General features: G+C 51.9%; 12 protein-coding genes. 8 read left to right on the top strand and 4 right to left on the bottom strand.

Annotated features, from left to right (window positions below; all coding sequences use genetic code 11):
• The first annotated feature begins 158 nt into the window (after nucleotides 1–158).
• The 4 genes from A0G03_RS02535 to narI are packed head-to-tail and all read left to right on the top strand — an operon-like array spanning nucleotide 159 to nucleotide 6,916.
• Nucleotides 159–3,935: a nitrate reductase subunit alpha gene (locus A0G03_RS02535; RefSeq protein ID WP_048259926.1), complete on the top strand. Its 3,777-nt coding sequence runs from the start codon at nucleotides 159–161 to the stop codon at nucleotides 3,933–3,935.
• Nucleotides 3,935–5,515 carry a nitrate reductase subunit beta gene (gene narH, locus A0G03_RS02530; RefSeq protein WP_048259927.1) on the top strand — a complete coding sequence of 527 codons (1,581 nt, stop codon included), beginning with the start codon at nucleotides 3,935–3,937 and terminating at the stop codon, nucleotides 5,513–5,515. Before A0G03_RS02535 ends, narH begins: the two co-directional genes overlap by 1 nt.
• Complete coding sequence (narJ, locus tag A0G03_RS02525; protein WP_048259928.1) at nucleotides 5,508–6,227, top strand: nitrate reductase molybdenum cofactor assembly chaperone; 720 nt, start codon at nucleotides 5,508–5,510, stop codon at nucleotides 6,225–6,227. The genes narH and narJ overlap by 8 nt, the downstream gene beginning before the upstream one ends.
• Nucleotides 6,227–6,916, top strand: coding sequence for a respiratory nitrate reductase subunit gamma (gene narI, locus A0G03_RS02520; RefSeq protein WP_048259929.1), 690 nt, complete (start codon nucleotides 6,227–6,229; stop codon nucleotides 6,914–6,916). Before narJ ends, narI begins: the two co-directional genes overlap by 1 nt.
• 100 nt (nucleotides 6,917–7,016) lie before the next feature.
• Here narI and A0G03_RS02515 read toward each other — a convergent pair whose 3' ends face one another.
• On the bottom strand, nucleotides 7,017–7,889 hold the full coding sequence (locus tag A0G03_RS02515; RefSeq protein ID WP_048259930.1) for an EamA family transporter: 873 nt from the start codon (nucleotides 7,887–7,889) through the stop codon (nucleotides 7,017–7,019).
• 62 nt (nucleotides 7,890–7,951) lie between these two features.
• Between A0G03_RS02515 and A0G03_RS02510 the strand changes: the two genes are divergently transcribed.
• Together A0G03_RS02510 and A0G03_RS02505 are read left to right on the top strand one after the other, a co-directional pair.
• Nucleotides 7,952–8,479, top strand: coding sequence for a MarR family winged helix-turn-helix transcriptional regulator (locus A0G03_RS02510; protein ID WP_048259931.1), 528 nt, complete (start codon nucleotides 7,952–7,954; stop codon nucleotides 8,477–8,479).
• A 3-nt stretch (nucleotides 8,480–8,482) separates the two neighbouring features.
• A complete protein-coding gene (locus tag A0G03_RS02505) occupies nucleotides 8,483–8,959 on the top strand; it encodes an OsmC family protein (RefSeq protein ID WP_048259932.1) in 477 nt (158 codons plus the stop codon).
• A gap of 91 nt (nucleotides 8,960–9,050) precedes the next feature.
• Here the strand turns inward: A0G03_RS02505 and A0G03_RS02500 are convergent, their stop codons facing one another.
• From A0G03_RS02500 to A0G03_RS02490, 3 genes are read right to left on the bottom strand one after another with little or no spacing between them, the layout of a single operon-like run.
• On the bottom strand, nucleotides 9,051–10,193 hold the full coding sequence (locus tag A0G03_RS02500) for a DSD1 family PLP-dependent enzyme (protein WP_048259933.1): 1,143 nt from the start codon (nucleotides 10,191–10,193) through the stop codon (nucleotides 9,051–9,053).
• Nucleotides 10,190–11,131: an ornithine cyclodeaminase family protein gene (locus A0G03_RS02495; protein WP_048259934.1), complete on the bottom strand. Its 942-nt coding sequence runs from the start codon at nucleotides 11,129–11,131 to the stop codon at nucleotides 10,190–10,192. Before A0G03_RS02495 ends, A0G03_RS02500 begins: the two co-directional genes overlap by 4 nt.
• Nucleotides 11,132–11,141: 10 nt before the next feature.
• A complete protein-coding gene (locus A0G03_RS02490) occupies nucleotides 11,142–12,116 on the bottom strand; it encodes a threo-3-hydroxy-L-aspartate ammonia-lyase (protein WP_048259935.1) in 975 nt (324 codons plus the stop codon).
• Between the two features lie 283 nt (nucleotides 12,117–12,399).
• Here A0G03_RS02490 and A0G03_RS02485 point away from each other — a divergent pair, with 283 nt between their 5' ends.
• Nucleotides 12,400–13,020, top strand: a complete 621-nt coding sequence (locus tag A0G03_RS02485) for a helix-turn-helix transcriptional regulator (RefSeq protein ID WP_048259936.1) — start codon at nucleotides 12,400–12,402, stop codon at nucleotides 13,018–13,020.
• 414 nt (nucleotides 13,021–13,434) lie between these two features.
• The gene (locus A0G03_RS02480; RefSeq protein WP_048259937.1) at nucleotides 13,435–18,009 is read left to right on the top strand and encodes an AAA family ATPase; all 4,575 of its coding nucleotides are present in this window, start codon (nucleotides 13,435–13,437) and stop codon (nucleotides 18,007–18,009) included.
• The last annotated feature ends 29 nt before the right edge of the window (nucleotides 18,010–18,038 follow it).

Here is an 18,038-nt window from a genome sequence, read left to right as displayed (position 1 = left end):
TTCACAGGGGGACACTCTTGATCGTTATCAAGTTTGGCGGCGCGGTTGCTGGATAACCTAGCGCCAATTTGAGCGATGTGTCGTCAGCAAAAACAGATGTCTGCTACGAGCATTTCATAACGACAGGGGCCAACAGGCTTCGCAGCAGGAGAGTCCGGATGAGCAAATTCCTTGACCGGTTACGTTACTTCAAACAACTGGCTGAACCGTTTTCTGACGGTCACGGGCAGACCCTCAATAGCAATCGTGACTGGGAAGATGGCTATCGCAGTCGCTGGCAGCACGACAAGATTGTACGTTCTACCCACGGGGTAAACTGCACCGGTTCATGTAGCTGGAAGATTTATGTGAAAAACGGTCTGGTGACGTGGGAAACGCAGCAGACTGACTATCCACGTACCCGCCCAGACCTGCCTAACCATGAGCCTCGAGGCTGCCCACGCGGTGCCAGCTACTCTTGGTATCTGTACAGCGCCAATCGCCTGAAATACCCAATGATGCGTAAGCGTCTGATGAAACTGTGGCGTGAAGCGAAACTGGCACACAGCGATCCGGTTGATGCCTGGGCATCCATCGTCAACGACCCCGAAAAAACCAAATACTACAAACAAATTCGTGGCCGTGGTGGTTTCGTACGTTCTGACTGGAACGAAGTTAACGAACTGATTGCTGCCTCTAACGTTTACACCGCCAAAACTTATGGCCCAGACCGCGTTATCGGTTTCTCGCCGATTCCTGCGATGTCGATGGTGTCCTACGCGGCGGGTGCGCGTTACCTCTCTCTGCTCGGTGGCGTGTGCCTGAGCTTCTACGACTGGTACTGCGACTTGCCACCAGCGTCACCGATGACTTGGGGTGAACAGACTGACGTACCGGAGTCTGCCGACTGGTACAACTCCTCTTACATCATTGCCTGGGGTTCTAACGTTCCACAGACCCGTACGCCGGATGCCCACTTCTTTACCGAAGTGCGTTACAAAGGCACCAAAACGGTTGCGGTTACGCCGGACTACGCTGAAATCGCCAAGCTGTGCGATCAGTGGTTGAATCCAAAACAAGGCACCGACAGCGCAATGGCGCTGGCAATGGGCCACGTTATCCTGAAAGAGTTCCACCTCGACAAACCGAGCCAGTATTTCAGCGAGTACGTGCGTCAATACACGGACTTACCGATGCTGGTGCTGCTGGAGCCGCGTGAAGACGGTTACTACGCCGCGGGTCGTATGCTGCGTGCCTCCGATCTGGTGGACAACCTTGGTCATGATAGCAATCCGCAGTGGAAAACCATCGCGATTGACGATGAAAGCGGCAACCTGACGGCACCGCAAGGGTCGATCGGCTACCGTTGGGGCGATCAGGGCAAATGGAATCTGGAGCAGCGTGACGGCGTCAGCGGTGAAGAAGTTAAACTGCGCTTGAGCCTGCTGGGGTCGCACGACGATGTGGTTGATGTCGGCTTCCCGTATTTTGGCGGCGCGGTTAGCGAACATTTCAATAATGTCGAACTGCAAGAAATCCTGCTGCACAAACTGCCAGTTAAGCGTTTGACGCTGGCCGACGGAAGCGAAGCGTTGGTTGCCTGCGTTTATGACCTGACGATGGCGAACTACGGTTTGGATCGCGGTCTGGGTGACGACAATTGCGCGCGTGATTACGACGATGTAAAAGCGTACAGCCCAGCCTGGGCCGAGGAAATTACGGGCGTTTCTCGTCAGAACATCATCCGTATTGCGCGTGAATTCGCGGATAACGCCGATAAAACGCACGGTCGTTCCATGATCATCGTCGGTGCGGGTATCAACCACTGGTATCACATGGACATGAACTACCGCGGCATCATTAATATGCTGGTTTTCTGCGGTTGTGTCGGTCAGAGCGGTGGCGGTTGGGCGCACTACGTCGGACAAGAAAAACTGCGTCCGCAAACCGGTTGGACGCCGCTGGCGTTTGGTCTGGACTGGCAGCGTCCGCCGCGTCACATGAACAGTACGTCGTTCTTCTATAACCATTCCAGCCAATGGCGTTATGAAACCGTCACGCCGCAGGAATTGCTGTCACCGCTGGCGGACAAATCCCGCTTTAGCGGTAGCATGATTGACTTCAACGTGCGTGCTGAACGTATGGGCTGGTTGCCATCTGCACCGCAGTTGAACGTTAACCCGCTGGATATCGCAGAAAAAGCGCGTGCCGCAGGGATGACGCCGCAGGAATATACCGTTGCCGCGCTGAAGTCAGGCGACATCAAATTTGCCGCTGAACAGCCGGATAGTCCACAAAACTACCCGCGCAACCTGTTCATCTGGCGTTCTAACCTGCTGGGCTCCTCCGGTAAAGGCCACGAATACATGCTGAAGTACCTGCTGGGTACGGAGCACGGTATTCAAGGACAAGATCTGGGTACCGCGGGCAGCGTGAAGCCGGAAGAAGTGGAATGGCGCGATCAAGGTGTTGAAGGTAAGTTGGATCTGGTGGTGACGCTCGATTTCCGTATGTCCAGCACCTGCCTGTATTCCGACATCGTTCTGCCAACGGCAACCTGGTACGAAAAAGACGACATGAATACTTCGGATATGCATCCGTTTATTCACCCGCTGTCTGCGGCTGTCGATCCCGCGTGGGATTCCAAAAGTGACTGGGAAATCTACAAAGGCATCGCAAAAACTTTCTCTCGCGTGTGTCAGGGTCACCTTGGTCAGGAAACCGATCTGGTCACCTTGCCTATTCAACACGATTCCCCGGCAGAAATGGCACAGCCATTCGGCGTGGATGACTGGAAAAAGGGCGAATGCGACCTGATTCCAGGCAAAACTGCACCGCACCTGATGATGGTAGAGCGCGATTACCCGAACCTGTACGAACGTTTCACCTCGCTCGGTCCGTTGATGGACAAGTTGGGCAACGGCGGTAAAGGCATCGGTTGGAACACGCAGACCGAAGTCGATTTCCTGAAAAAGCTGAACTACACCAAGGCTGACGGTGCGGCGGCGGGTCGTCCGAAAATTGAAACGGCGATCGATGCGGCAGAAGTGATTCTGTCTCTGGCTCCGGAAACCAATGGTCAGGTGGCAGTAAAAGCGTGGGAAGCGCTGAGCAAATTCACCGGTCGCGATCACTCGCATCTGGCACTGAATAAAGAAGACGAGAAAATTCGCTTCCGCGATATTCAGGCACAGCCGCGCAAGATTATCTCCAGCCCGACCTGGTCTGGTCTGGAAGACGAACACGTTTCCTATAACGCCTGTTATACCAACGTTCACGAGCTGATTCCGTGGCGCACGCTGTCTGGCCGCCAACAGCTGTATCAAGACCACGAGTGGATGCGTGCTTTCGGTGAAAGCCTGCTGGTGTACCGTCCGCCGGTTGATACCCGTGCTGCGGCACCGGTGATGAACCAGAAACCTAATGGCAACCCGGAAAAAGCGTTGAACTTCCTGACGCCGCACCAGAAATGGGGCATTCACTCCACGTACAGTGACAACCTGTTGATGCTGACGCTGGGTCGCGGTGGCCCGATCATCTGGCTGAGCGAAGAGGATGCCAGCGATTTGGGTATCGAGGATAACGACTGGATAGAAGCGTTCAACGCCAACGGTGCGCTGACGGCGCGTGCGGTTGTCAGCCAGCGTGTGCCGGCGGGAATGACCATGATGTACCACGCGCAGGAACGCATCATTAACCTGCCGGGATCGGAAATTACCCAGCAGCGCGGCGGTATCCACAACTCGGTGACCCGTATCACCCCGAAACCGACCCATATGATCGGCGGCTATGCCCAATTGGCTTATGGCTTTAATTACTACGGTACCGTCGGGTCAAACCGAGATGAATTCGTCGTGGTTCGTAAAATGAAACGCATCGACTGGCTGGATGATGAAGGTCAGGACTATGTTCAGCAACAAACAGTTCCGAAAGCGGTACAGCAGGAGAAAGCCTGATGAAAATTCGTTCACAAGTGGGCATGGTGCTGAATCTGGACAAATGCATCGGCTGTCACACCTGCTCCGTTACCTGTAAAAACGTCTGGACCAGCCGTGAAGGGATGGAATACGCCTGGTTCAACAACGTCGAAACCAAACCGGGCGTGGGCTATCCCCATGCCTGGGAAGATCAGGAAAAGTGGAAGGGCGGCTGGATCCGTAAGATCAGCGGCAAGCTCGAACCGCGTATGGGTAACCGCATCAGCGTGTTGTCCAAAATTTTTGCTAACCCTGATGTGCCAGAAATCGACGACTACTATGAGCCGTTTGACTACGACTATCAGAACCTGCGTAAAGCGCCGGAAGGTAAGCATCAGCCTGTCGCCCGTCCGCGCTCGCTGATTACCGGTCAGCGGATGAAGAAAATCGAGATGGGTCCGAACTGGGAAGACGATCTGGGTGGCGAATTCAGCAAACGCTCGAAGGACAAAAACTTCGATCCTGTCCATTTCAATGACGTGCAGAAAGAGATGTACGGCCAGTTTGAAAACACGTTCATGATGTATTTGCCGCGTCTGTGCGAACACTGCCTGAACCCGGCGTGCGTGGCGACCTGTCCGAGCGGCGCGATCTACAAACGCGGCGAAGACGGCATCGTCCTGATCGATCAGGACAAGTGCCGCGGCTGGCGCATGTGTTTAACCGGTTGCCCGTACAAGAAAATTTACTTCAACTGGAAGAGCGGCAAATCAGAAAAATGTATTTTCTGCTACCCGCGTATCGAAAGTGGTCAGCCAACGCTGTGTTCAGAAACCTGCGTTGGACGTATCCGCTATCTGGGCATGCTGCTCTATGATGCCGATCGCATCGAGCAAGCGGCCTCTGTGGAAAACGAAAAAGATCTGTACCAGAGCCAACTGGATGTGTTCCTTGACCCGCATGACCCGAAAGTCATCGAGCAAGCGCTGAAAGACGGCATTCCAAACAGCGTCATTGAAGCGGCACAGCAGTCGCCGGTTTACAAAATGGCGATGGACTGGAAGCTGGCGCTGCCGCTGCACCCTGAATACCGCACGCTGCCGATGGTCTGGTACGTTCCGCCGTTGTCACCGATTCAGTCTGCAGCGGATGCAGGTCAATTGGCGCACACTGGCGTACTGCCGGACGTAGAAAGCCTGCGTATTCCGGTTCAGTACCTGGCGAACCTGCTGACCGCAGGGGATACCGAGCCAGTCCTGTTAGCGTTGAAACGTATGTTGGCGATGCGTCACTACAAACGTGCAGAAACCGTAGAAGGCAAGATCGATACCAGCGCGCTGGAGCAGGTTGGGCTGACGGAAGCACAGGCGCAGGAAATGTACCGCTATCTGGCGATTGCTAACTACGAAGACCGTTTCGTGATCCCATCCAGCCATCGTGAACTGGCGCGTGAAGCTTTCCCGGAAAGCAAAGGTTGCGGTTTCAGCTTTGGTGATGGTTGCCACGGTAGCGATACCAAATTCAACCTGTTCAACAGCAAGCGTATTGATGCCATCGATGTCAGCAACAAAACGCGCGACATGAACAGCAAAATCATGCGGGAGACAAACCATGATTAGCCTGCGGATTATTGCCCGCCTGTTGGACTATCCCGATAGCGAGCTGTGGGAAAACAAGGCTGAATTGCTCGAAGCGGTAGAGCAGGCTGATGCCTTACCGCTGCGCGAGAGCCACCAACTGATGCAGTTCATCAACACGTTGTGCGCGCAGGATTTGTTGGACAAACAGGCGGAGTATAGCGGCCTGTTTGACCGCGGTCGGGCGACCTCGCTGCTGCTGTTCGAGCACGTCCACGGTGAGTCTCGTGACCGTGGTCAGGCGATGGTCGATCTCATGCAGCAATATCAAGATGCCGGGCTGGCGCTGGATTGCCGTGAGTTGCCGGACCACCTGCCGCTGTATCTTGAGTACCTTTCTCGTCTGGAACCCGCGCAGAGTCGCGCGGGTTTACTCGACATCGCGCCGATTCTGGCGCTGATTGGCGCGCGTTTGCAGCAGCGTGACAGCAGCTATGCCGTACTGTTCGATTTGCTGTTGGCACTGTCTGGCAGCGATCTGAAAAGTGACGATGTCACACATCAGGTCGCTGACGAAGCGCGTGACGACACGCCGCAGGCGCTGGATGCCGTGTGGGAAGAGGAACAGGTTAAGTTCCTCGGCGAAGAAGGCTGCGCATCGGCTCAACAAACGCAACACCAACGCCGCTTCGCTGGCGCGGTGGTGCCGCAATATCTGAATCTTGACGCTACATCGGCGGGGGGGCAACGTTAATGAGTGCTTTCACGAACTATTTCAATATATTCTTTTTTGACATCTATCCCTATCTGGCGATGGCTATTTTCCTGATCGGCAGTTGGCTACGCTATGACTACGGCCAATACAGCTGGCGCGCAGGTTCGAGCCAAATGCTGGATAAGAAAGGGATGCGTCTGGCGTCTAACCTGTTCCACCTGGGGATTCTGGGCGTATTTGCCGGACATTTCCTCGGGATGCTGACGCCGCACTGGATGTACGAAGCTTTCCTGCCAATGGATGTAAAACAGAAAATGGCGATGTTTGGCGGCGGTGCGGCAGGTCTACTGACGTTTGTCGGTGGCGTGCTGTTGTTAAAGCGCCGTCTGACCAACCCGCGTATTCGTGCGACTTCTAGCGTCGGTGACATTCTTATTCTGTCATTGCTGGTGATTCAGGCTGGTTTAGGTGTGCTGACCATCCCGTTCTCTGCACAGCATATGGACGGCAGCGAAATGCTGAAGCTGGTTGGTTGGGCACAGAGCGTAGCGTATTTCCAGGGCGGTGCATCTGCGCATCTGGTGGGTGTCGCGCTGATCTTCAAGCTACATATCGTACTGGGGCTAACGCTGTTCGTTCTGTTCCCGTTCTGCCGTCTGGTTCACATCTGGAGCGCGCCGGTCGAGTACCTGACTCGCCGCTACCAATTAGTGCGTAACCGTCGCTAAGTATGATAGAAAACGGCGGTGTTATCATAACACCGTCGTTTTAATCCCTTCCTTTTCCTCTTTCCCTGCCAACAGCACTCACCATCGACATCTCAGTTGATTACTTGCTTCGCGACGTCGTCCATTGCACGGCGAAGACGCTGGCTAATACGATCGCCAAACCCAGAAATGCCGTACCGGTCATCGACTGTGAAAGTAACGCCCAGCCCAGCAGCACGGCTGTCAATGGGCTCAGTAGCCCCAGTGATGCAACGGCAACCGTCGGAAGACGGGATACGCCGCGAAACCAGAGTCCATAAGCGAGCACGGCACCTGCAAGACAGAGGTAGGCGTAAGCGGCCCACTGCGACAGAGTCAAAGCAGGTAGCGGCGCATCGGCTAACCATGCAACGGGCGCAAGCATCAACCCACCGATGAAAAGTTGCCAGCCAGTAAGCGGCAGCACGGGCAAATCAAGCTGCCAGCGACGCGTCAACCACACTCCCGTCGCCATACACACCGCACCCAGCAGCGCGGCGGCGATTCCCACGGGCTCAAATATTGTCTGCGGCGACAGCAGTAAAACGGCCATGCCAACCACACCGATTACCGCCGACCACAACGTAGCCAGTCGGGGAGCGCGATGATCCACCGCCCAGACCAGCACCATCACCAGCAGCGGTTGGATGGCGCCAAGTACCGCAGCCAATCCGCCGGGCAAACGATAAGCCGCGACGAACAGCAGTGCCTGAAAAACGCCGATATTCAGCGCGCTGAGCACTATCACTCGCCACCAGTCTCGCCGAGCGGGAAAGACGCGGGTGAATAAAAGCAGCAGCAGACCCGCAGGCAGCACGCGGATAAGCGCCGCCGTGAAGGGACGATCCGGTGGCAGAAATTCTGATGTTACGATGTAGGTTGATCCCCAAATCGCGGGAGCCAGCGCCGTGAGTATGACGTCACGCCAATAATGTGATGAGGATGGAGTATTCATGACTTTACCTTCAATTCAAGATATTATGATAGTGTTGATTAATTACCTTGAAGTCAAGATAAATGAAAAATCAAACCAGTGAGCACGAATACGATGCGGTAGATGCCATCCTTGAACAGTGGCGGCGCGAACGCCCCGATCTGGATGCCAGCCCCATGGGACCGATTGGACGCCTAAGACGATGTGCTGTGCTCATGGATCAGCGTCTGGAATCCTGTTTTTCCAGATTCGATCTGAGCAGTTGGGAGTTTGATATGCTGGCTACGCTGCGGCGTGCAGGTGTACCGCATTGCCTTAGCCCTACCGAACTCTTCTCCACGTTGATGGTAACGTCAGGAACCATGACTCATCGGCTCAAGCGCCTTGAAACTCGAGGATTTATCGAACGTGTGCAGAACGAACTGGATGCGCGCAGTACGCTCGTGCAGCTCACCAGCACAGGGCTTGAACTGATTAATCGTGCCGTTGAGGCGCATATTGAGAATGAGCGTCATGTGCTCTCGGTGCTACCTGCCGAAGTGCTGGCGGCGCTTGATACCAACCTCGCAACGCTATTGCGCGGGTTGGAAAGTCATAACAAAGGGAACTGAGCCATGTCTGAATACCGTGCTTCAATCTGCTGGCAGCGCGATGGGCAAGATTTTATTGATAACCGCTACAGCCGACTTCATCAGTGGCAGTTTGATGGCGGTATTACGCTGCGTGCCTCGTCGTCACCTCATGTCGTACCGCTGCCTTTTTCGCTGGAAGACGCGGTCGATCCCGAAGAGGCGCTGGTGGCCTCGTTATCGAGTTGCCATATGCTATGGTTCCTTTCGATTGCGGCCAAAAAGCGGTTTTGTGTCGATGATTATCAGGACCACGCGGTGGGAACAATGGGCGTGAACGCGGCGGGGAAAATGGCGATGTTGGACGTCACGCTGCACCCGCAGGTAACATTCAGCGGCGAAAAGCAGCCTACTGCCGAGCAATATGCCACCTTGCATGAACTGGCACATGATGCCTGTTACATCGCTCACTCGGTGAATTTCCCGGTCAATTGTGAGCCGACGTTAGGGACGAACCGCTGAGCCTTGTGGGTTGACGGCGCGGAGAGATCGGCGGGAATTATTTGTAAAACATCGCCCGATGCGTTCAGATCGGGCGATATGACAATGGCACTTACCATCCGGTAATGCGCTGCCAGGTTTCCTGCTCATGCCGGTGTGATTTCAGCACCTGATAGTGTTGATGCATCGCGGCCGTCGCACAGGCGTGGTTAGGCAATATCCGCAACCGCGTGCCGACGGGGAAATTATCGACCGAGAATCCACTGTCTGCGGGTAGCGCGATGATGCCGTGTTCCTGATTGGTGACGGTCACGCAGAGGTCGTGGTAAGGACTGCCATGCAGGTCGCAAACCAGCCCGTAACCGTAATCTTTTGCCTGAGAAGCCGTACCGCGATCGCGCGAGAGCGCCATCCAGCCCGCATCAATAAACACCCAGCCTTTTTCGCGGTTATGCCCAATCACCGTGCTGACGACTGACAGGGCGATATCATCCAGCGAACAGACCCCAACATTTTTCATCACCAGATCGAATGTAGTGAACACGCCCGCTCTGACTTCAGTAATGCCAGTTAAGTCTTCGGCAAAGTGCGCTGTCGGCGTGGCTCCGACGCTGAGTACGGGGCAAGCAATTCCCTGCGCTCGTACACGTTGTCCGGCAGTATTGATGGCGGCGCACTCGGCCCGCGCTGCTGCTCTGATCGCCTCATCCGTGCGGCAGGCGTAGGACTCTCCCGCATGAGCCAGCAGGCCAGTAAGCGTCGCCCCGTTGCCATCGATCTGCTTCGCTAGCTCAAGCAGCGCATCGCTTTCTGGCGGGATGCCGCCGCGATGTCCGTCACAGTCGATCTCGATAAACACCGAAAATGTCACGTTATTGGCGAGAGCATAATCCGTCACCGCCCGCGCCTGTTCCACGCTATCCAGCAGAATATGAAGATTCACGCCTTTACTGATGAGGTTAGCGATGCGCGCCAGCTTGTGCGGGGCGATCCCCACGGCGTAGAGCAGGTTGGTATAACCCGCGTCGGCAAAGGCTTCCGCTTCTGCCAGCGTCGAAACCGTCGCCGGTGAGGCGGAATCTTTGAGCAAATAGCGACCAGCCTCAATCGAGCGTAGCGTTTTGAGATGCGGTCGAACCTGGCTGCCTAGATTTTCCGTACGCTGATAAAGTCTGTCGATATTGCGTTGAAAGCGGAACTCATCAATCAGCAAAAAGGGCGTTTCCAGCGTGTTAAGCCACTCGACGTTACTCATTGCATGTCTCCATTTTGTTTCGCTGTTTGCCAGACGGCAAGAATGCGTTGGCCGATATATAAGTCCTGAATGGACAAGCCAGAACTATCAAAAATGGTAATGTCGTCCGGCGTCTGCCGCCCCGCGGCGTTCTCGCTAATTACGTCGCCGATGGCGGTTAGTGTCACATGCGCTGGCGCGTGTTGAAACTCACCAATGGTTCTGGATTGGGAAGGCAGATCGCAAAACAGGCGACCAGTGGCAAACAGCTCTGGCGGCAGTTCCTGTTTGCCAGCAGCATCCGATCCCATGCTGACGACGTGCGTTCCTGCCTTGACCCACTCGGCGTTAAACAGCGGCGCGCGTGATGGCGTGGCGGTCACGATGATATCCGCTGCGCGGCACGCGTTTTCGGCATCGCTGACTTGTGCATCCAGCCCCGCAGCCTTGAGCTCTTGCGCCATCTCTGCGGATTTGCTGCTATCGCGTCCGACAATCAGTACGGTACGAATGGGCCGTATTCTTGCCAGCGCAGCACATTCGTAACGAGCTTGATGACCGGTTCCGAACACCGCCAAAACTGAGGCATCGGGTCTTGCCAGCAAATCGGCTGCGACGGCATCGGCGGCGGCGGTACGAAAGGCGTTAACCTTTCCTGCTTCTATGGCCACAGCCATTTTCCCGATTTGCTGATCGAACAGCAGAATAAGGGAATTGTGGCGGGGCAGGCCGTTAGCGGGGTTCCCCGGCCAGAATGAACCCACTTTTAGTCCCGCAAGCTCACGGGTTGCAGAGGCTTTGACGCTGAATGTATTGCTTGGATCGGAGCCTTGTCCGTGTACGACTGGAAAACTGCGCGCTTCCGGTTCACTGGCCGCGAGCAGGGCTTCGCAAACGGCATCATAGGCCAGCTCATGGCTGATGAGCGCTGCCGATTCCGTTTCAGAAATAAAGATCATGGTTTTTTCCTCAAGCGTTATCAGTCAGAAATGCGCCGTAGCGGCTGATATCGACATTCCCGCCACTGATAATGATACCGATGCGTTTACCGCTCAGTGATTCCCTGAGATTGCGCGCCGCTGCAAAGCTGAGGCATCCCGTCGGCTCAACGACGATGTTCATTCGCTCGGCGTAAAACCGCATCGCGTCAATCAGGTCGTCATCCGTTACCGTCAGAATGTCATCAACGTTTTGGCGAATCACAGAGAAGGTATAGTTACCCAGATGCTGAATTTGTGCGCCGTCGGCGATGGTTTTGGGCGTATCAATATGCACAATCGTGCCGCTACGGAAGGATTGCTGCCCGTCATTGCCTGCGAGAGGTTCGACGCCATAAATTTTGCAACGTGGAGACAGCTGACGCGCGGAAAGCGCAGAACCTGCCAGCAATCCGCCGCCGCCCAGACAGACGAACAGGGCATCCAGCTCACCGGTTTCTTCCAGCAGTTCTTTCGTGGCTGTGCCTTGCCCAGCAATAACGTGCGGGTGGTCATAAGGAGGAATGAGCGTCAGACCGTGCTTTTGGGCCAGATCTCTACCGATCTGCTCACGATCTTCGGTATATCGATTATATTGCACTACGTTCCCGCCATAGCCGCGTGTTGCTGCGATCTTTGCTGCCGGTGCATCGTGTGGCATGACAATGGTTGCCGGAATGCCGAGTAATTTGGCGGACAGCGCGATGGCCTGCGCATGGTTACCGGAAGAAAAGGTGACCACGCCTGCGGCTTTCTGCTCATCTGAGAATTGTAACAGCGCGTTCATGGCACCGCGAAACTTGAATGCACCCGTACGCTGAAAGTTTTCACACTTGAAGAAAACCTCTGCGCCGAACGCGTCATTAACCGTGCGTGATGTCATGACTGGCGTTTTATTGGCATAGCCATCAAGGCGTTCCGCTGCGGCTACCACATCGTCAAAGGTTGGGAGACGTAAGTCGCTCATATCTAAAAACCCGCTGTTAGTGATTGTGAATACCGAGGCCGTTGTCCTCGATGCTGTCGAATGCGACATAAACAAAATATATAAAATTAGATAAATTGTCTAATATGATTTATCTTTAAATTCTCAGCTTACGTGAGACGCATTGTGTGCTGCTGGGAAGGGGCGAAACGCATACGCTTCACAAGGCAAGACGAGAATCGCTCGTGGTACTAAAGAAGATGTACTTACAGTACACTCAGCGCCAGAAAACGCGGTTGCGTCGGTATTGGTATTGGAGAGAAATATGTCTGCATCTGGAGAAGGTCTACTGCTGACGCAGTTAGATGCCATAGCGAAAGGGTTGAGCGAGACGTTTGCGCCATTCTGTGAAGTGGTCGTACACGATCTGAAGAACCCGGAACACGCGATACTTTCCATTCACAATAACCTCTCTGGCAGGGAGGTAGGCGCACCCGCGACGGAGCTGGGCCTTGCTCGAATCGCTTCACCTGAATTTCCTAATATTTTAGCGAACTATGCTAACCAGTTTGCTGATGGGCGTCCGGTAAAAAGCACCTCAGTCGGCATCAAAAATGCGGAAGGCGACTATGTCGCTGCGCTGTGCCTGAACGTCGATATGACGCTATTTCGCGGCATGCAAAATGCTCTGGCGCAATTCACCCAGCTTGCTTCGGACTCCGTAACGGAGCATTTAGAACCAAACGGCGCAGCGGCGATCAGACAACACATCGATCACTTCGCCGCACGGCTTGCCACCACGCCACGGGCGCTAAAAGCGCAGGACAGAAAAACCCTGCTTCAGGAACTGAAAGACAGCGGCCTGCTGGAAGTCAAAAAATCCATGGAAACCATCGCACAGCACCTCGGCGTATCAAGGGCTTCGGTGTATTTGTATGCGAAGTAGGGTGGCGATCAATGCCCCACCTTATATTGGAAAATTGAATATTGGGATATTTCTGGTCAGTTTTCATTCAGTATGAAAATACAGTAATCTTACGAGTAATAAAACAGTACTTTTTGAACCTTATCTCTGATAAGCATGAATGAAACATTTATACTGTTGTGGCATCCGTGTATTTTCCCTGAGCGGCGACATAATTATGTCGAATAGAGCATAAATTTGAATACAGTGCGCGTTCATCATCTTTCTACGATCTATTCTATTGTGGTAAAAAGATTTTTCGGGAAAGGCTCATTTTGAAGATGTAGCTGGCTATATTCTCCTCAACTACAGACAGACTATGCTCAAAAAATATTGTTGCAGCTAACGTTAGTTTATATGAGGGAGGAATGAACGCCCTCTAATGGGAGTAATTTGATGAGCACAGCAGGGATACGCTCCAATCGTGGGGACAGTTACCAGACTCTGGTCGCATTTGACTGGGCTCTGACAGTCTTATCCGATCAAGATTTTCAATGGCTTGAAATAGATTCGATAGCCTATTCAGTTGATGATGTGGTCGTTGGCAAAGTTGACGGCACCTTGATTGCCTGCCAGTGCAAAAAAAATCAAACCGATTTCAAAGCTTGGACAATAGCTGATCTTGCTGATGAACTAGATAAAGCTTTCTCTTTGTTGGCCAATAATCCAAATATAAATGTCCGCTTCTATTCCCGAAACAATTTTGGCGACCTCGCAAAACTAAGAGAACATAGTACGACTCAGTCAGATGAAGGTAGCTACAGACAAAGTTTAGGGAAGGCGCAACAGGCGTTGGATAATACCTTGTCGGAACAACTCGCGAAAACCGCTCCTACTTTTTCAACGTTTGAATTCTTGCGTCGAACTACGTTTGTGACTAGTGATGACTTGGATAGAATGGAGGAATTGCTACACGAGCGTTTACGGCATTTAGTGAGTAACCCTGATTCTGCATTCAATGCAATTTGGGTAAGACTCGATCAATTAGGTGCGCGCATGGATAGTAATCGCTTATCTAGCGCGGCTCAGCATCGCTTAACCAAATCTGACCTTAAGACTATTATCCAGCAGGCCGGAGCAACACTCGTTCCACCAATGGATCTTGCTGAGATACGCCATTCCTTTTCTAGTACTTCTGCCATCGGTAGGTCGTGGCGTCGCGATATTGCGGGGTATCGTATTGCGAACCCTATTGTGGATGAGTTACTTGCAGCGATTGATGCCCGAAAAAGATCTATCTTACTCACAGGCCTTCCTGGATCAGGAAAAACCTGTGTGATGCTTGCATTACAGGAAGCATTGGAAGATCGGGGCAAATTCAGTTCAGATATTGTGTCTCTCTTTATCCAATCGCGTGAATTCGCAGACTTAGGGACATCGGAAGAGCGTCAGGTTCAAGGCCTATCTGGGGAATGGGTGGAAAAAACGGCCAGACTAGCTGAAGACGCCCATGTGGTTGTAGTCATCGATTCTTTGGATGTGCTATCTATTGCCCGTGATCATCGCGTATTGCGATATTTTCTTGCACAAATTGATCGACTTCTATTGATCCCTAATCTCACTGTTGTTACTGCCTGTCGTGACTTCGACAAGCATTACGACAGACGGATTGCTGAACGGCAATGGGATTGTGAATTGAAGTGCCAGCCACTGGACTGGAATACAGAAATTGTCCCATTACTGAGGGCATTGGATATTGCGACTGATTCCCTTGATGCTGTGACTTGTGAGCTAATAAGGAACCCACGCGAGCTAGCGTTGTTTGTCGAATTGGCTCAGCGAGGCGGTAGTTTCAATATTGTAACCAGTCAGGCATTGGCACAACGCTATCTGAATACTATCGTGCTTGACGATAGCGAATTAAGTGATCCGGCTATAATAGCGATTGAAGATATTGCCTCAGATATGCTGCAATTGCGGAGTTTGGTCGTGCCACATCAGCGTTTCGCAGCCTCTAAGAACATCCTGCGGAAACTATGCAGTCTCAACGTATTGCAAGAAACTCAGGATGGAAAGCTGACATTTGGCCATCAAACCCTATTGGATGTGCTTGTCATAAGCAAAGCCCTTCGTAATGGCATCACACTCAATGAGTTCATAAGAGATTTACCTCCTGTTCCCTTTGTGCGCCCCAGTATCCGCAGTTTCATCGCGCAGTTGGCGCTGGGTGAGTGTCGCGAATTCAGAAAACAGCTAAGGACGGTATTGACGGGGAACGCAGCTTTCCACATAAGGCGTCTGATAGCAGAATCATTTGCTGAACAGACACCGAAGGATGACGATTGGCCATTGATACGCGATTTGCGTGAAAGACACCCCGATGTTTTTCAGGTGATTTATGCTATGGGTCGATCAATTGAGTGGCATCATTTTTGGCTCAACCATCTGATTCCTCATTTGAAAACTGTCAGGGATGTCAAAGGGCTTGCAGGGCATGTTCATCGTATTGTGCAATGGAGTAACGAGGATTGTGTTGGGGTGCTGTCATTCTGGATGGAATCACTGTCACTAGATTGGTTTGATGGCAATGGAATTGCAGATCAGCTAGCAATGCACCTATCAGGAGTTAAGCTAGGAAATATAGCACTGGTCACGCCATTACTTGAACGGTTGCTTGATATGCCACGATCTGAGCATAGTTTTCTTGGTCGAGTCATCGCTGGTTGTGTGACCGCAGGAGTGGTCGATGATGTTTTGCTCTGGCGCTATATGACCGATGGCATTAGCGACGAGGATTTACTGCAATTTAAATTCAACCGTAAGTTGCGTTGCCAATCTCATGAATTTGGGGGTAAAAATGACAATTTTATTCGGCAACGCATGGAGCAATCCAGTGTTTTATTGGATTTAGCTGTAGAGTCAATTGAGCGCTGGAGTATGGTGCGAGCGTCACGCTACAGTAAACCCCGTTTAGGCTATCGGAGTGGATTCCTCAATGAAACTTCATACAAGGATAAACATAGTCAAAGGGATATAAGTCATGCGGATAGTTTGGATATGCTGTTTGATGCGGTTGAGGCTGCTATTATCTACCATGCAAAAGTCCACTCAAACTGGTGGCAAGAAAAACGAGAGCGTCTTTGTTTCAATCACGAAGGTTCATTGCTCTACTTCGGCATACTCGCTTGTACTGCATCGCCTGAAGCTAACATTGACCTGATAAGTCGTATGTTGTGTGATCCTAAGATGCTGGAATTTGAACTTTCCTACGAATTAAGTGAATTGATGCAGTCATCGTTCAGACTATTGGTTGTGTCAGTGCAAAATGAAGTAATGGCGAGTATTTTGGCTGTGCGAAATGAAGATGCTACAGATGAATTCAACCTGTGGAAATTGAAGGCGCAAACTGAGTTTATCGTATCGATTCCTTGCTACCAGCGTTCACCCGAAGTACAAACGATTGTAGATACCTATGAGAAAAAAGCTGGAACATTTGTTCGGCAGCCAAGTATTGATTCACACAGCGGATTTGTTAGACTGCCATTCTCATTTGAGATATTTCTCGATTTCAGTGATAACGGTGTATTGCGATTATTATCACATTACTATGGTCACTCGCATCGGGACTGGGATGACTTCCTCGTCGGTGGTGAGCGTCAGGTTTGCCTACAACTGCAAGAGGCCGCTTCTCGTCAGCCCTCCCGATTCCTGAGCTTTTTATCTAATCGTTGGGTAGAAATCCCTAACGTCTTTCGTGATGACATCATGGATGGGGTGGTCACGTATCTTTCCTGCCGCTATGGCAACCAGAGCCCTAATGGTGAATGGGAACCACTGGAAGATCCTGATGCTGCCTTACTGGCAAACCAAATTATTGATGAACTGGAACGGCATCCGAGGAGATGGCGTCACCAGCGGTCGTCAGCTAAAGCACTTAAAGCCTGTGCCCATGTCATACGTACTTCACAAGAAGCAAAACGGTTAATATTTTTAGCCATAGATTTTGCTGGGCTTTATGAAGAAGACCCAATTGAGGGGGATTCTGTTGATTTGATTACCATAGGTATAAATATGGCAAAGGGGGACGTTGCCGATGCCTTGATGATTCTGGCTAATAATTACCTAGAAGCAAGAAATGAATTTCCTGAATTACTTGTACCCACATTGTACCGTTTTGCCTCCGATACACACCCTGCAATTCGCGCTTTAATTCTGCGTCGTTTACCATATTTGCAAAGCCAATCCTTCGGTTTTGGTTGGAGTTTGTTCCATTTCACCATGCAAGACCCTAATGGGCTTTGGCAAATTGCTGAGGAATGCCTTTATTATGCTTACTACAAGCATTTTGAAGTAGTGAAACCTTTGTTAACACGTCTTTACCGAGAGGGGTACGGCAAAGATATGGAAACGTGGGGGCGCATTTCAGCTTTGGCTGCTATGACCCAGCATATTGATTTTGAAGAGTTTCTAAGGGAGTTGAGTAATCTGGGTAGCACAGAAGCATGGCATGGCGCAGTTACGGTCTGGACTAACGCTGAAAATATCCGGCAGCACGATGAGCAGTGCTTGGTTGGTATTGATGCGGGTTTAAATGCTGGTGGTATACATGCTCTTGAAACCGCGAGGCAGTTGGATCATATTTTTGACAGTAATGACAATGTCATTTTTGTTCCGATAGGACTTGTTGCTCTCTGTTTTTCAGTATTTGAAAGTGATAGAGATGGGGAGAATAACCGCCATCGACTTTTTGGATTTCATGGATGGCTCAATGTTATTTCTCAACAAGAGCCAGAGCAGGCCTTGGCCGCAACCGAACTCTATTTAACTTATGTCAACCATAGTAAACAACACTTGTATGACCATGATGATAGTCTCACCCAACTGATGACACGTCTTTTTGCGGAAGCAGAAGAGCGAGAAGAGTCTGATCGTGGTGAGATGCTTCAACGCGTTGTAGCAATACAGGATTCGCTACTTTCCTTGGGAGTTAACGGGATTGCCGACTGGCTGAAAGCCGCAGAGCGACCTTGATGTGCTATATCCTGAATTTGCTCAGAAAT

The organism is Pectobacterium peruviense, assembly GCF_002847345.1.
Taxonomy (GTDB): Bacteria; Pseudomonadota; Gammaproteobacteria; order Enterobacterales; family Enterobacteriaceae; genus Pectobacterium; species Pectobacterium peruviense.
The sequence above is the reverse complement of the archived record's forward strand: the minus strand, read 5'-3'. Positions and strand labels throughout refer to the sequence as shown.